Annotated in this window: 13 protein-coding genes and 2 pseudogenes; 11 read left to right on the forward strand and 4 right to left on the reverse strand. The window is 65.2% G+C overall.

Features of this window, described 5'->3' with window-relative positions:
- Window positions 1-67: 67 nt before the first annotated feature.
- The 8 genes and pseudogenes from K307_RS50045 to K307_RS35645 form a co-directional block, all read left to right on the forward strand.
- Window positions 68-1,570: pseudogene (locus tag K307_RS50045) on the forward strand (CheR family methyltransferase); the annotation flags it as partial.
- 35 nt (window positions 1,571-1,605) lie between these two features.
- Window positions 1,606-1,698, forward strand: a pseudogene (locus K307_RS51260) (hypothetical protein); the annotation flags it as partial.
- 144 nt (window positions 1,699-1,842) lie between these two features.
- Entirely contained in the window at window positions 1,843-2,214 is a 372-nt protein-coding gene (locus K307_RS50050; protein WP_051975314.1) for a response regulator, read from the forward strand.
- 228 nt (window positions 2,215-2,442) lie between these two features.
- Window positions 2,443-3,483: an isocitrate/isopropylmalate dehydrogenase family protein gene (locus K307_RS35630; RefSeq protein WP_042885774.1), complete on the forward strand. Its 1,041-nt coding sequence runs from the start codon at window positions 2,443-2,445 to the stop codon at window positions 3,481-3,483.
- Window positions 3,484-3,712: 229 nt separating this feature from the next.
- Complete coding sequence (locus K307_RS35635; RefSeq protein ID WP_042885775.1) at window positions 3,713-5,044, forward strand: CitMHS family transporter; 1,332 nt, start codon at window positions 3,713-3,715, stop codon at window positions 5,042-5,044.
- Between the two features lie 141 nt (window positions 5,045-5,185).
- On the forward strand, window positions 5,186-5,320 hold the full coding sequence (locus K307_RS50485; protein WP_268989240.1) for a hypothetical protein: 135 nt from the start codon (window positions 5,186-5,188) through the stop codon (window positions 5,318-5,320).
- Window positions 5,321-5,410: 90 nt separating this feature from the next.
- Window positions 5,411-6,292, forward strand: coding sequence for a GNAT family N-acetyltransferase (locus tag K307_RS35640; protein ID WP_042885777.1), 882 nt, complete (start codon window positions 5,411-5,413; stop codon window positions 6,290-6,292).
- Entirely contained in the window at window positions 6,289-7,185 is an 897-nt protein-coding gene (locus K307_RS35645; protein ID WP_230626286.1) for a polysaccharide deacetylase family protein, read from the forward strand. Before K307_RS35640 ends, K307_RS35645 begins: the two co-directional genes overlap by 4 nt.
- 17 nt (window positions 7,186-7,202) lie before the next feature.
- On the opposite strand, the gene K307_RS35650 is transcribed toward K307_RS35645, so the two are convergent.
- The 3 genes from K307_RS35650 to K307_RS35660 are packed head-to-tail and all read right to left on the reverse strand — an operon-like array spanning window position 7,203 to window position 10,618.
- Window positions 7,203-9,380, reverse strand: coding sequence for a xanthine dehydrogenase family protein molybdopterin-binding subunit (locus K307_RS35650; RefSeq protein ID WP_042885778.1), 2,178 nt, complete (start codon window positions 9,378-9,380; stop codon window positions 7,203-7,205).
- Window positions 9,381-9,389: 9 nt separating this feature from the next.
- Window positions 9,390-9,848: a (2Fe-2S)-binding protein gene (locus K307_RS35655; protein ID WP_042885779.1), complete on the reverse strand. Its 459-nt coding sequence runs from the start codon at window positions 9,846-9,848 to the stop codon at window positions 9,390-9,392.
- Window positions 9,845-10,618: a hypothetical protein gene (locus K307_RS35660; RefSeq protein WP_042885781.1), complete on the reverse strand. Its 774-nt coding sequence runs from the start codon at window positions 10,616-10,618 to the stop codon at window positions 9,845-9,847. Before K307_RS35660 ends, K307_RS35655 begins: the two co-directional genes overlap by 4 nt.
- Window positions 10,619-10,874: 256 nt before the next feature.
- Between K307_RS35660 and K307_RS35665 the strand changes: the two genes are divergently transcribed.
- Window positions 10,875-11,309: a YciI family protein gene (locus K307_RS35665; protein WP_042885782.1), complete on the forward strand. Its 435-nt coding sequence runs from the start codon at window positions 10,875-10,877 to the stop codon at window positions 11,307-11,309.
- A gap of 206 nt (window positions 11,310-11,515) precedes the next feature.
- On the forward strand, window positions 11,516-11,956 hold the full coding sequence (locus K307_RS50735) for a hypothetical protein (protein WP_051975315.1): 441 nt from the start codon (window positions 11,516-11,518) through the stop codon (window positions 11,954-11,956).
- Window positions 11,957-12,059: 103 nt separating this feature from the next.
- Here the strand turns inward: K307_RS50735 and K307_RS35675 are convergent, their stop codons facing one another.
- A complete protein-coding gene (locus K307_RS35675) occupies window positions 12,060-12,545 on the reverse strand; it encodes a group I truncated hemoglobin (protein WP_042885783.1) in 486 nt (161 codons plus the stop codon).
- A gap of 588 nt (window positions 12,546-13,133) precedes the next feature.
- On the opposite strand from K307_RS35675, the gene rpoD reads away from it, so the two are divergent.
- Complete coding sequence (gene rpoD / locus K307_RS35680) at window positions 13,134-15,101, forward strand: RNA polymerase sigma factor RpoD (protein ID WP_042885784.1); 1,968 nt, start codon at window positions 13,134-13,136, stop codon at window positions 15,099-15,101.
- Window positions 15,102-15,218: the final 117 nt, after the last annotated feature.

Below are 15,218 nucleotides of genomic sequence, written 5' to 3' on the forward strand. Positions count from 1 at the left end.
CGGCGGGGGCGTCGACCGCGCCAGCGGAAGCCAGCTTGCGGCCGATCTTCCGCCTGCTTCGCAATGCCTGCTCGGTTTCACCCGCTACAAGCCCGGCACCATCCAGCGCCGACTGTCGCGCCGCATGGCATTGCGGCAACTCATGTCGGTGGAGGACTACATCGCGGTGCTCGAATCCGATCCTGCAGAAACGCTGGCACTCGGCCGCGACCTGCTTATCCAGGTGACCCAGTTCTTCCGCGACCCGGAAACATTCGAAGCGCTGACCCAAACGGTGTTTCCCCGTCACGTGGCGGCCAACGAACCTGCTGGCTCGCTCAGGATCTGGGTACCCGGATGCTCGACAGGCGAGGAAGTCTATTCGATCGCGATATGTCTGATGGAATACCTGGGTGAGCGTGCGGCGACCATGCCGGTTCAGATCTTCGGCACCGACGTCAGCACGGAGGCGCTCGAGACCGCGCGCACCGGCAGGTACATCGAAAACATCGCGCGCAATGTCTCGCCCGAGCGTCTGGCGCGGTTCTTTGTGCGCGACGGCGAGTATTACTGCGTCGACAAGGCGGTAAGAGAGCTCTGCACCTTCTCGCGCCACGATGTGGTGAGCGATCCCCCATTCTCGCGGATGGACCTGGTGAGCTGCCGTAACCTGCTGATCTACCTGAGTGCGGCGGCGCAGCGAAGCGTGATGCCATTCCTTTCACTATGCGCTGAAGCCCGACGGCGTGCTGATGCTGGGACCTTCCGAGACGGTGGGCACTTTCCCGGAGCTCTTTGGCACCATCGGCGCAACGCCCGGTTTCAGACCAACGCCGAACGTACCATCGGCACCTGCCTCTATGCGCTGGGTGACGGACAGTGGAATATCCCGAGCCTGCGCGAGTTGCTGGAGAAGCTTCTGCCCCGGCGCATTCTCATACGGGATTTCCAGATCACGCATGATTTCCCGCGCATTGGCGCGCGCACGATGCGGCTGAACGCCGCACGCGTGATCGGGCGCGCGCATGCGCTGATCCTGCTGACCATGGAGGACATTACCCAGCACCAGCTCGCGGTGGAACGACTGGAAACGGCCGATCACCAGAAGGACGAGCTTCTTGCCATGCTGGCGCACGAATTGCGCAATCCCCTGGCGGCAATCGGCAATGGCCTGGAGGTCTGGGGTAGCGAGAACGTCGACCAGCAGACACAACAGCGTGCGCGGGCGGCGGCCAGGCGCCAGCTGGATCATGAGATCGGCCTGGTTAGCGACCTGCTGGACGTGTCGCGCATCACGCGCGGCATCATCAACCTCAATGTAGCGCCCGTCGATCTGGCGCAGACCGTGCAACATGGCATTGCCACACTGCGCGCCGAAATCGACGCGCACCAGCACGAACTGGTGCTTTCCTTGCCTGCGTCTCAGGCCGTGGTGGTCGAAGGCGACGCCATGCGCCTCGAGCAGATCGTGACCAACCTGCTGGGCAACGCCATCAAGTACACGCCGCCTGGCGGCCGCATTGAAGTCTCGCTCGCACGCGATGGCGGCGAGGCGGTGCTGACGGCCGCCGACAACGGCATCGGCATGACAGCGGACTTCCTGCCCCGACCATCTTTAGCATCTTCGTGCAGGGCGACCGCTCGCTGGACCGCAAGTCCGCGGGTCTGGGGCTGGGGCTCGCACTGGTGCATCAGCTGGTTGAACTGCATCATGGGACCGTGCAGGCTTCGAGCGATGGTCCTGGCCGCGGCAGCACGTTCGTGGTCCGGCTTCCCGCGCTGTCGCCGGCGATCGCGCTGCAACGCTCCGCCCAGGGCGTGGCACGAGCGGCCCCCCAAGCCGCTCCACAAAGGATTCTCGTGGTGGACGACAACGCCGATGCGGCCGAGAGCACGGCGATGGTATTAAGGCTCGAGGGGCACGAGGTGAAGGTCGAGGGCGACGGTCCGTCCGCCTTGGAAGTCGCGACGGAATTTCATCCGGACGTCATCCTGCTCGATATCGGGCTGCCGGACATGGACGGCTACGAAGTCGCCCGGCGGCTGCGCGCGATGCCCGGCTGCGCCAATACCTTGCTGATCGCCCTTAGCGGATACGCCGGGAAAGACTATCTCGACCATGCCAGACAGGCGGGTTTCGATCACCACCTGGTTAAACCTGCTGGCGTCACCCGGTTGAATCAGTTGATCTCGTCCGCTCGCAGCCCTCGACCTGGAGCTGGCAACGCATCGTAGCGTTCAGGGCGCTACGCGATGTCCTCAGCGTAAACCCCAATGACATAACCGGCACATTGACAGTTTGCTGACAGCCTTCCGCGCCTAGAATCGGGCCCCTGGCTAGCTGGCCCGGCGACGAATGCCGGATTTGGACGCCGGCGCCCAGCCCAGGGATGAGAAACAGGGCCCCGCTGCCCCGGCGCATTGGCCGGCCAGCGAAACGCTCACTTCACGACAGGAAAGCAAATGGAAAACGGTGCACGCGAACAGATCCCCGCCACGCTGATCCCCGGCGACGGAATCGGTCCCGAAGTGGTGGACGCCACCGTCAGGGTGCTGGATGCGCTTGGCGCCCCGTTTGCCTGGGATGTCCGGCAGGCGGGCATGGCCGGCGTCGAGTACAGCGGCGATCCCATGCCGGAGGAGACGCTGGACAGCATCCGCCGCACCGGCCTGGCCCTGAAGGGGCCCCTGACCACGCCGGTGGGCGGCGGTTTCCGCTCGGTCAATGTGCGCCTGCGCGAAGCATTCAATCTTTACGCCAATGTGCGCCCGGCCCGCACGCTGGTGCCGGGCCGCTTCGAGAATATCGACCTGGTGCTGGTGCGCGAGAACGTCGGCGGCTTCTATGTCGCGCATGACTACTACATCCCGGTTGGCGATGACCCGCATGCGGTGGCGGTGTCCACGGGCACGAATACGCGCGACGCCTGCCGGCGCATCGCCCGCTTCGCCTTCGAGTACGCCGTCAGGAACGGCCGCAAGAAGATTACCGTGGTGCACAAGGCCAATATCCTGAAGGCGCTCACCGGCATCTTCCTGGAAGCGGCGCGTGAAGTGGCCAGGGACTACGCCGGCCGCGTGGACATGGACGACATCATTGTCGACGCCTGCGCCATGCAGCTGGTGCTCAACCCGTGGCGCTTCGACATGCTGCTCTGTACCAACCTGTTCGGCGACATCCTGTCGGACCAGATCGCCGGCCTCGTAGGCGGGCTTGGCATGGCCCCGGGCGCCAACATCGGCGACGACGCTGCCATCTTCGAGGCGGTACACGGCTCGGCGCCCGACATCGCCGGCAAGGGCATTGCCAACCCGATCTCGCTGATGCTGGCCGCCGGCCTGATGCTCGACCACGTGGGCCGCCAGGACCTGGCCGCACGGCTGCGCTCGGCCATCGAGCTGACGCTCAGCCAGGACCAGGTGAAGACCGGCGACCTCCACGGCACGGCCTCCACGCTGCAGTTTGCCGACGCGGTCGTGAAACGCATCGCTTCCGGCAACTGACCCCCGCCCGGGCAGCAGGCGACGCCCGCTGCCCGGCGCCACAGTCTTGTCGGCGCGCCCCGCACGGGCAAGCGCGCAAGACTGCCACCCCCCACGGTCGTTCTGTTCCGCTGGCACGCCCTGCCGTGCCGGCCGGACCGACCACGCCTTTAACCTTGTGCGCCAGACGGACGCACGCACCCGCAAGCGCCCCCACGCGGCCTGACCGGCAAGAGAGATATAGAAGAAGATGTTGACCCTGCTCGCCTACTCGATGGTGATCGTGTTCATGGCACTGATCATGACCAAGCGACTCTCCGCCATGGTGGCGCTGATACTCGTTCCCATTGCCTTCGGCGCGATCGGCGGCTTCGGCCCGGAACTCGGGCCGATGATGCTGGACGGCGTCAAGAAGCTGGCGCCGACCGGCGTGATGCTGATGTTCGCCATCCTGTATTTCGGCCTGATGATCGATGCCGGCCTGTTCGATCCGGTAGTGCGCGTGATCCTGAAGGTGGTGGGCGGCGATCCGGTCAAGATCATCGTCGGCACCTTCGTGCTGGCCGTATTCGTGTCGCTCGACGGCGACGGCTCGACCACCTATATGATCACCTGCGCCGCCATGCTCCCGCTCTACAAGCGGCTGGGCATCAGCCGGCTGGTGCTGGCCTGCGTGATCATGATGGCGGGCGGGCTGATGAACATCCTGCCCTGGGGCGGCCCGACCGCACGCGCAGCCAGCGCGCTGGGGGTCGACGTGGGCTCGATCTTCGTGCCGATGATCCTGCCGATGGTCGTCACCGGCATGTGGGGCCTGTTCGTCGCCTTCCTGCTCGGCCGCCGCGAACGCAACCGGCTCGGCACCATCGCCCTGATGAGCGCGGGGTCTGGCCATGCCGGTCATTCGGACCATGCCGTGTCGGAGATTGCCGTCGGCGATCCCGGGATTGCACGGCCCAGGCTGCTGTGGTTCAACTTCCTGCTGACCATCGGGCTGATGGTGCTGCTGATCCTCGGCACTTTCCCGCTGCCTGCGCTGTTCATCGTGGCTTGCGCCATCGCGCTGATGGTCAACTACCCCACCCTGCACGAACAGAAGGAGCGGATCGGCGCGCATGCGGCCAATGTCGTGCCAGTTGTATCGCTGATCTTTGCCGCCGGCATCTTCGTCGGCATCCTGTCGGGCACCAAGATGGTCGACGCGATTGCAAACAGTGTCATCAGCGCCGTGCCCGACTGGATGGGCCCGTACATGGCCCTCGTGACCGGTGCGCTGAGTATCCCGTTCACGTTCTTTATCTCGAACGACGCGTTCTACTTCGGCATCCTGCCGATCCTTGCCAAGGCCGCCGCCGTCTATGGCATCGGGGCCGCCGAGATCGGACGGGCCTCGCTGATCGGCCAGCAGGTTCACCTGCTGAGCCCCCTGGTCGCATCGACCTATTTGCTGGTCGGCCTGGCCGAAGTCGAGTTTGGCGACCACCAACGCTATACCCTGCTCTGGGCCCTGTCGGCGGCGTTTGTGATGATGCTGGCCACCGTTGCCTTCGGCGTGATCCCCGTCATCGGCCATGCGGCGTGAGCGACACCTCGCATGCTATCCGGACCCGGGCAGTTCTGAAACACCGCAAGTCGAAAAGAACTTCCCTACTTTCTGCGCAGCACCTCCACCCCAGCCCTGCCGTTCCTGCCCAAGACACCGCTGACCTATCCCAGCGTGTCCGTGCAACGCATGTCCGGCGCCGGGACGTTCGACCTGGACAACTGGGCGAGCTACGATGGTGGTGTGGTCAGCTATAGCCTGTCGGTGACCAGCGGCGTGCTGACTTCCACCCAACCGGGCGGCGCGATCTATTGACGCAGCCAGGGCACGGCACGTCAAGGCTGATCCAGTCGCCCCCGAAGCCGGCGAGTATGGCGGGCTCCACCTGGGTCAACGGAGAGTGCGATGGCAGACGACCTTGTCATTCGGAAGATGACGCGTGCAGAGTTGGACCAACTGGTCGGCTGGGCGGCACGCGAAGGCTGGAATCCCGGTCTTCACGACGCGGAACTGTTCTGGGCCACGGACCCCGATGCTTTCATCGCGGCGGACCTTGATGGAGAACTGATTGGCGGCGGGGCCATCACGTCTTACGACGGGGAATTCGGCTTCATGGGTTTCTTTATCGTCCGCCCGGAGTTTCGCGGCCGGGGGCTGGGCAACGTGCTGTGGCATGCCCGCCGGGACCGACTCATTGCACGCCTGCGGCCCGGCGCAAGCATCGGACTGGACGGCGTATTCGCGATGCAGGATTACTATGCCAAGGGCGGCTTCGTCTTCTCGCATCGCAATCTGCGCTTTCGTGCCGGGAGCCCGGATACCCCGGGCCATCCACTCACGCCGCCGTCAGACGATGAAAGCATCGTACCGCTGGGTGAGGTGGCGTTCGATCAGTTGCTTGACTACGACCGGACCTGCTTTCCCGCTGCACGCCCCGCTTTCCTGCAAGGCTGGACCCGGCAGCCCGATGCGCTTGCCCTGGGGTTCATGCGCCATGGCAAGCTGAGCGGATATGGTGTGGTGCGTCGCTGTGGAGACGGCTACAAGGTAGGACCGTTGTTCGCAGATGACGCCGAGGCAGCGGAAGTGCTCTACACGCGCCTGGCAGCGTTCGCGGCGGGTGGCCCCCTGTTTCTCGATGTACCGGAGAATCACCCGGCCGCCATGGCGCTTGCGCATCGGCACGGCATGACGGAAGTATTCGGCTGCGCGCGCATGTATCTTGGGCCCGAGCCGGGCCTCGTACACGCGCGGATCTTCGGCATCACGACCTTCGAGCTGGGATGATGCCAGGACGCGACCTGACCGGCTACGCAAGCTCCCCGCCCCATCCGCACTGGCCTGGTGCCGCGCGTGTGGCGGTACAGTTTGTGCTGAATATCGAGGAAGGCGCGGAATCCTGCATACTCAACGGCGATCCCCGTTCCGAATCGTATCTGCACGAACTGCCCGGCCGGCCGTCGCGCGAGGCAGAGCGCGACTGGAGTGTCGAGAGCATGTATGAGTACGGTGCGCGCGCGGGCGTCTGGCGCCTGCTGGACCTGTTCGGCGAGCGTGGCCTGCCACTGACCGCTTTCGCTGTGGGTCGCGCCCTCGAGCTCAATCCGCAAGTCGGGCAAGCGCTCAGCGCCGCGGGACACGAAGTGGCGGGGCATGGCTACCGCTGGCTTGACTACCGGGACGTGCCGGAAGACGAGGAGCGGCGCCATATCCGCCTGACGACCGAGGCCATCGAGCGGATCTGCGGCAGGCGCCCGGTGGGGTGGTACATGGGGCGGGTCAGCCACAATACCCGGCGCCTGATCCATGAAGAAGGCGGGTTCCTCTACAGCTCCGATGCCTACAATGATGACCTGCCCTACTGGCTGCCTGGATCGCCGCCGCAGCTCGTGATTCCCTATACCCTGGTCAACAACGACGCACGCTATCTGCTGCCTGATGGCTTTGCCTCAGGGGAGGATTTCTACCGTACGCTTCGGGACGCGTTCGAGCAGCTCTGGCACGAGGGTGCGCAAAGGCCGAAGATGATGAGCGTCGGACTGCATGCCCGCATCAGCGGCCACCCCGCGCGTGCCATCGCGCTTGCGCGTTTTCTTGACTACGTGCGGGGTCATGACGGCGTGTGGATCTGCCGGCGAGAAGACATCGCCAGGCACTGGATTGCGGAGCACCCCGCCTAGAGGCCGCCGGCCTGCAGCTACCCGCTGAACGGCAGGCTGCGATGCCGCTTGCCGGTTAGCGCCGCGACCGCGTTGGCCAATGCGGGCGCAATCGGCGGCACTGCCGTCTCGCCAATGCCGGTCGGCGGATCGGCCGACGGTACCACATGCACCGAGATCTGCGGCGGCAGGTCCGCATGCGTGGCCAGCCGGTAGTCGTTCCAGTTGCCTTGCTGCACCACGCCGTCCTTCAGCGTGATCTGCGCGCCGGGCAGCGTGGTGCCCAGCCCCATCATTAGGCCGCCCTGGACCTGCGCCTCGATCGTGCGCGGGTTGATTGGCATATTGCAGTGGACAGCCGCTGTCACCCGGTGCACGACGGGCTGGCCGCCGCGCATCGAGGCCTCGACGATGTACGCGACCACGGTGTCGAACGATTCGTGCACCGCCACACCCCAGGCACGCCCGGCCGCCAGGCGCCGCTTGCCGTAGCCCGAGCGCTCGACCGCCAGGTCCAGTGCCGCGAGGTGACGCTTGTGCTCGCGCAGCAGCGTGCGGCGGTATGCCACCGGATCGAGCCCGCCCGCGCGCGCCAGTTCATCGACCAGGGTCTCCATCACGAACGCCGTGTGCGTGTGCCCCACGGAGCGCCACCACAACACTGGCACGTTGACCTTGGGATGATGGATCTCGAGCGCGATCGGGAACGGATAGACACTGTCGCCCACGCCCTCGACCATCGTCGAGTCAACCCCGTTCTTGACGGTGAAGGCCTCGAACGGGGTGCCGCCGGTAATGGACTGGCCGACGATCACGTGCTTCCACGCCAGCACCCTGCCCTTGCCGTCGTGGCCGATTTCGACGCGGTGCAGGTGCATCGGGCGGTAGTAGCCGCCGCGCACGTCGTCCTCGCGCGTCCATATCATCTTGATCGGCTCGCGGCGGCCGGCCGCATACCGCGCCTTGGCCACCTGCGCGGCCTCGAACAGGTAGTCGGACGTCGGCACGGCACGCCGGCCGAAGCCGCCGCCGGCCATCATAGTGTTGAACGTCACCTGTTCCGGCTTCAGGCCGAGCACGGCAGCCACCGCCGCCTGGTCGACCGTCTGGAACTGCGAGCCAGCCCATACGGTGCATTGGTTGCCGCGGAAGTCGATGGTGCAGTTGAGTGGCTCCATCGGCGTGTGCGCCAGGTACGGGAAGGTGTACTCGGCCGTGATCTTGCGCGGTGCGGTGGCAAGCGCCGAGGTGTCTGCCGCTTTGGCCTGTACCCCCGGCTGCGTCGCCAGCTCGCGGTAGCGTGCCAGCAGCGCGTCGCTGTCCGCCTTCTCGACGCCGCTGGTGTCCCACTCCACCTGCAGCAGCTCGCGCGCCGTGCGCGCCGGCCAGAAGCCATTGGCCACGATCGCCAACCCGGACGCGCCACCGACCAGCGGCACCTGGTAGACCTCTTCCACGCCGGCGATGGCTTTCGCGCCCGTGGCGTCGAAGCGCGCGACTTTGGCGCCGAACACCCGCGGATGCACCATGACCACGGTGCGCATGCCGGGCAGCATCATGTCGATGCCGAACTGCTGCCTGCCCGTGGACTTGTCGCGCGCATCGAGCCGGCCGGTCGGCTTGCCAATAAGCCTGAACTGCTGCGGCGACTTCAGCTGCACGCTCGCCGGCACCGGCTCGGCCAGGGCCGCGGCGGCCAGCTCGCCGTAGGTGGCACGGCGGCCGTCGGGCGCGCTCACCACGCCGGCCTCGGCGTTCAGCTGCCCGGCCGGGACACCGAAACGCTTCGCCGCCGCCGCGAGCAGCATCGCGCGCATGCGCGCGCCGACCTCGCGGTATTGCGTCCACGAGTTCTTCATGCTGGTCGAGCCGCCGACCATCTGGATATGGAAGACCGGATCCTTGTAGGCCTCGCCGGCCGGGGCCAGCTGGCAGCGCACCTTGCTCCAGTCCGCGTCCAGTTCCTCGGCCACCAGCATCGGCAGTGCCGTCTGCACGCCCTGTCCGAACTCGAGCTTGCCGATGGTGACCGTCACCGTACCGTCGGCGTCGATACTGACGAAGGCCGACGGCTGCACCGGGGGCTTGGGCGGTTCGCCACCCCCCGCCGTCTGCGCGCCAAGGGGAACCGCACAAAGCGCAAAGCCGGAGCCGACGCTCAGTTTCAGGAACGTCCGCCGGTCGATGCCGCCGCTTGCCTGCTGCATGAGTCTCATGGCATCCCCTCAGCCGATGGCCTTGGCCGCGTCCTTGACCGCGGCATGGATGCGCGCGTAGGTGCCGCAGCGACACAGGTTGGCGCTCATTGCCTGTTCGATGTCGGCGTCGGTCGGCCGCCGGTTGGCCTTGAGCAGTGCCACGGCCGACATGATCTGGCCGCTCTGGCAATAGCCGCACTGCGTGACGTCGTGGCGCACCCAGGCCTCCTCGACCGCGCGCCCCACGCTGTCCTCGCCGATGGCCTCGATCGTGGTCAGCTCCCGGCCGGCGATGGACGACACCGGGGTCACGCAGGCGCGGCGCTGCTGGCCGTCGACATGGACAGTGCATGCCCCACACACCGCGATGCCGCAGCCGAACTTGGTGCCGGTGAGGCCCAGCGTATCGCGCAGCACCCACAGCACCGGCGTGTCGCCAGGCACGTCGACTTGCTGGGTCTTGCCGTTCAGTCGGAATGCGATCATGGTTGGCTCCTGGGGCTCACGTGCGTCATGTTGGCAAGGGCGCCCGATCCGGCAATGTCGCGCAGGTTTCTCAAGAATGCTTCGTCCGCCGCGGCGCGCGTGCTTCCGACCGAGGTGCGCAGCGGCTCGCGCGTATCGCATGGCGCGCCATTGCGAATCCACACGCGCACCTGTTCGTCGAACGCGGGCTTGGCGAGCGGCGGCAATTCACGCCCCGGCCCCGGCTGCCAGCCCCAGGCCACGAGGTGGTCGGTCACCATGTGTTCTTCGAGCATCGCGAGCGAACGGCCCCCGTTGGTCTTGGGGTCGCGGAACACCTTGCACAGCGCTGGTCCCGACAGGCCCAGCCATGACATCTTCATCTTCGCCGGCGGCATGTGCCAGCCCGGCTGGCCGTCGCTTTCCAGCCCCGGCGGCGCATGCGCAAGCGGGCTGTTCTGCGTGGCATGGCAGGTAGCGCATTGCAGCGGCGGCACGCCCTTGCCGTCGACGCCACGCTGCACGGGTGGGAAGTGCACCCGCTTGGCATCGCCCTGCAGCGGGCCGTCCGGCACGTGGCAATTCAGGCAGCGTGCATGCAGCAGCACGCGCTCGATCTGCGCGAAGGCCTGCAGGCCGGCGCTGCGGTCCGGCGTGGGTGACACATGCGTGGGCTGGAACGTGCCGCCGGGGTCTGCCGCGGAGGCGAGCGCCGGAAGTGCCAGGGCACATGCCAGCGCCAGCCGGCGCAGCGCAACGACGAGGGGATCTGTGCGAGCGATATTTCCCATGGATCCTCCTTCATCGCCATGCCTTGTTGTAGTGCCTGATGCGATCCCTGGCAAGAGGCGCTCCCGCCATTGCATCCCGCAGGGCTGCGCGTACTTGCAGCGCAAGTTTCCATCGAGCACGCCCCGGCACGGCCGTTTGAAGGGACTGAGGATTTCAACTATCCTGACCTGTTCCTGGTGCCAGCGTTCACCGCCGTCGCGGCTGCCCCGGCTTCGAGGCTGTGTGGCTCCAACCATTCCTTCAAGGAGGAAGGCGATGCGTGTCATGGTGATGGTGAAGGCTACGAGCGATTCAGAAGCTGGCAAGATGCCAAGCACGGAATTGCTCGCGGCAATGGGCAACTTCAACGAAGAGCTCATCAAGGCCGGCGTGATGCTCGCGGGCGAGGGCTTGCACCCGAGCGTGAAGGGAAAACGCGTTCGCTTCTCGGGCGAACAGCGGACCGTGACCGATGGGCCGTTCCCGCAGACCAACGAACTCGTCGCGGGGTTCTGGCTGTGGCAAGTCAAGTCAATGGACGAGGCCGTCGAATGGGTCAGGCGCTGCCCCAACCCCATGGAAGGCGAGTCCGAAATCGAAATCCGCCCGCTGTTCGAGGTCGAGGACTTCGGCGCTGAATTCACGCCCGAACTGCGCGCGCAGGAAGAGCGACTGCGCGCTGAGGTCGAAAGCGCCAGCAAACCGCGCTGACGCGAACTCCCCTGCCGCAAACAGCAGTAGATTCCCCTATCGCCGAAGAAGCGCGAAGAGCGGTGCCCGCTATGGCAGCGGGTGCCATCGATATGCGCTTGCCGGAGCCATCGCCGCGCCGCCGGCTGTCATCAAATCCACATAAAACGGAACGATAGTCTTCCCGATCACCGGGCAATGCCGACGGTCAACATGCGGGAGACACAATGGCGGGCGATATCCATTCCGAAGTCGTACAACTGGGCGCGTACAAGGTCGAGAAACGCAGGAGCTCCGTCTCCGGCCTGTCGTCCGGCGCCTTCATGACGGTGCAGTTGCATCTGGCGCATTCGTCGAGCTTTGCCGGGGCCGGCGTGATCGCCGGCGGCCCCTACCGCTGCGCCGAGTCGTTCCGCGCCGCCGCGCCGGAGGCGGAGGATGCCTATGAACTGAACGCCCTGCATCTGTGCATGAGCTGGCTGCAGGAGCGTGCCCGGATCAGGCGGGCCAATTCGGTGTCCAAGCTGATGGAGCAGGAATTCGACCTGCTGGCCCGCTTCGTGCTGCTGCTGAGCGACCAGGCGGTGGATCTCGTGACGCTGCAGGAGAACGTCGAGGTCAACACCGGCTACTGGCTCGGCCAGAAGGCCGCCGCGGCGGCCGCGTAGGCTGGGGTGCAAATGAGACCTGCGCGATCTTTGTGACCGCGACACCGGTGTTCAGCCGACTATCTAGCCAGTTGCCCGCGCAGTTCGCCGAAACACGGCAGGATCATCGCGAGACGATATCCTGCCGCATTGGCCCCAGCACGTCGAGCAACTCCTTCTGTTCCGGTGCTGGCACCTTGAACTTGTTGAGCGACTTCACCAGGTCTTCCACCAGCGCATCAAACTCGCCATTGGTGATGCCCATGCCGGCATGGGCGGTCCGCATGTCACGACCCTTGTAAGTGCATGGCCCCCCTGCGCCAGCACAAATCTGCTCAACCAGCCGCATCTTGAGACGCGGAATATTCGCATTGGCGAACTTCGCGTTGATGCGCGTGTCGGCGGCAACATTCCCAACAAAGTCGTCGACTACGGCCGTAATCGCCTGGCTACCGCCAAGGCGTTCGTATAACGAAGGCATCGTCGGCTTCGACACATCCGATGGCGCGGCCCGCTTCGACGTGTCCGGCATCGCGCAACCGCCGAGCCCCATCAAGCCCACCAGTAAGACGCCGGACAGAAAAGGGGAAAGGAAAGGGGAAATGCGCATGGTCGACTCCTCTTGTGCGATTCAGGTAGCGGACGAGTTGCCGTTACGGTCTGGAACCGCGGATCCCCCGCGCGGTGAATCCAACTTAGTGCCAAACCAGGGCGGGTTCAAGCCAGCGCACATGCCTCCGTGGAAGGTCTAACCCAAGGAAGCGCACTGCGGTGCCGCAAGGATCCATGGCTGGCCGAATTGCCGTAATCATCTCCTGCCCGCCCCGGAAGTGACTCCAACAAAGTGGCGAAAACAGCGCTTTCAGCCGCGCCAGCAGGCCCTTTGGGCGATACCGGTTTAGTGACGCAATCGTCGATGCCGACTTCACGCCACATCCCCTGCCCTGCCGTCTCGCCGCGCGCGATGGCCGCACGAAACTTCCGTTTAATTATTCTGTAATTCTTGATCGCGGCTCGGCGACGGAGCACATCCGCGGCATTGGCTGTAAAATACGCGCCCCGATTCAAATGGCTGCGGTGCCCGATTTCGGCCCCGCGCCACACCGATACCCCTCACGGACCTTGACAGCAGGTCGAATAACGCACCCAATCGTGCGCGCTGCTGTCGAAACGCGATTCACGAAGGAAATAGCTGTAAATGACAAGCGGCGCACAACGAACGGCAGCCAAAGCAGGCGATGCAGGAGCAGTCAAGGTCCCTGGCGACACTAGCGCAGGGGCCACGGGGCAGCCTGATCCCTCGACCGAGGCCGCCGAGCGCAGTCAGCAATTGCGCGCCCTGATCCAGCTGGGCAGGCAGCGCGGTTATCTGACCCACGCAGATATCAGCGACCATCTGCCGGAGAACTTCACGGACACGGCTGCGATGGAGAGCATCATCGGCACGTTCGCCGAGATGGGCGTGAAGATCTATGAGCAGACGCCGGATGCCGAGACGCTGCTCCTTACCGATGGCGCGGTGGTGGCCTCGGACGAACAAGCCGATGAAGAGGCCGAGGTAGCGCTTTCTACCGTGGACTCCGAGTTCGGCCGGACGACCGACCCTGTCCGTATGTACATGCGCGAAATGAGCTCGGCAACGCTGCTCACGCGCAAACAGGAAGTCGAACTCGCCAAGCGGATCGAAGACGGCCTGAACAACATGGTCCACGCCATCTCGGCCTGCCCGTCCACCATCGCGACGATTCTCGAGTTGTCCGGCCGGGTCGCCAGCAATGAAATCGGCATCGACGAGCTGGTCGATGGCTTGAGCGACGAGAGTATTCCCGAACCAGCCGCGGCGGCGGGAGCTGACGATACGGACGACAGCGGCGATAGCTCCGAAGAGGACGATGACGGCGCTGAAGACAGCGCCGACGAAGGGTCGACCCAGCAGAGCGCCGAAGCCGATCTCGCCCAGCTTCGCGACGAATGCATGAAGCGATTTGCGCGCGTTACCGCGCAATTCGAGCTGATGCGCAAGGAAGCCGCAAATGGCACGGGCTCGGCGGCGTTCGTGTCGGCAAGGGATGCGGTGCGCGATGAATTGCGCACGATTCGCTTCACCGCGAAGACCATCGAGCGCCTGTGCGCCAGCGTCCAGGGGATGGTCGACGAGGTTCGCACGGTTGAGCGCCAGGTCGTTCAGCTGCTGGTCGAGCGGTGCGCGATGGAGCGTGAGGAGGTCGTTGCCCGCTTCCCGGGCAATGAAACCAACCTCGACTGGGGGAAGGATCTTGCCGCCCAATCCCGTCCGTACAGTGCGGCGGTCGCGCGGGCCCTGCCAGACCTCGAGGCGCATCAGCAAAAGCTGATCGACATTCAGGCCCGGGCTGCCCTGTCGCTGCCCGAACTGAAGACGGTCAACCGCAAGATGCTGGCCGCCGAACGGCAGATGCGGCAAGCCAAGCATGAGATGACCCAGGCCAACCTGCGGCTGGTGATCTCGATTGCCAAGAAGTACACCAACCGCGGGATGCAGTTCCTGGATCTTATCCAGGAAGGCAATATCGGCCTGATGAAGGCGGTCGACAAGTTCGAATATCGCCGCGGCTGGAAATTCTCCACCTACGCGACGTGGTGGGTCCGCCAGGCTGTTACGCGGGCGATCGCCGATCAGGCCCGGACCATCCGCGTCCCGGTGCATATGATCGAGCAGATCAACAAGCTCAATCGCCTGTCGCGCGAGATCATGCAGCAGACCGGCAAGGAAGCCGATCCGGCGGTGCTTGCCGAGCGCATGGAGATCCCGGAAGAGAAGGTCCGCGCGATCATGAAGATTGCGAAAGAGCCGGTGTCGATGGAAACGCCGGTTGGCGAGGACGGCGATACCAGCCTGGGCGACATGATTGCCGACTCGGACACGGCCACGCCCGCCGACGCCGCATTGCAGGCGGGTCTGCGGGCCGTCGTGCGCGAGATGCTCGATGAGCTCACGCCCCGTGAAGCCAAGGTGCTGCGGATGCGCTTCGGCATCGATATGTCTACCGACTACACGCTGGAAGAAGTCGGCAAGCAGTTCGATGTCACACGGGAGCGGATTCGGCAGATCGAAAGCAAGGCGATGAAAAAGCTGCGGCATCCCAGCCGCGCGGATCAGCTGATCACCTACCTGCGGGACGCTTGATCCTTGCTGGTCGCGCCCCACCGCGGGCGCGACCACCCTCGGCATGCGGTCGTGCCAGCCAGTCGCAAATTGGCCGGCTGACACATTTGTTGGTGCAAAATCCGAAGCTGACAGGCC

This window comes from Cupriavidus necator A5-1 (assembly GCF_000744095.1).
GTDB classification, from domain to species: Bacteria; Pseudomonadota; Gammaproteobacteria; order Burkholderiales; family Burkholderiaceae; genus Cupriavidus; species Cupriavidus necator_A.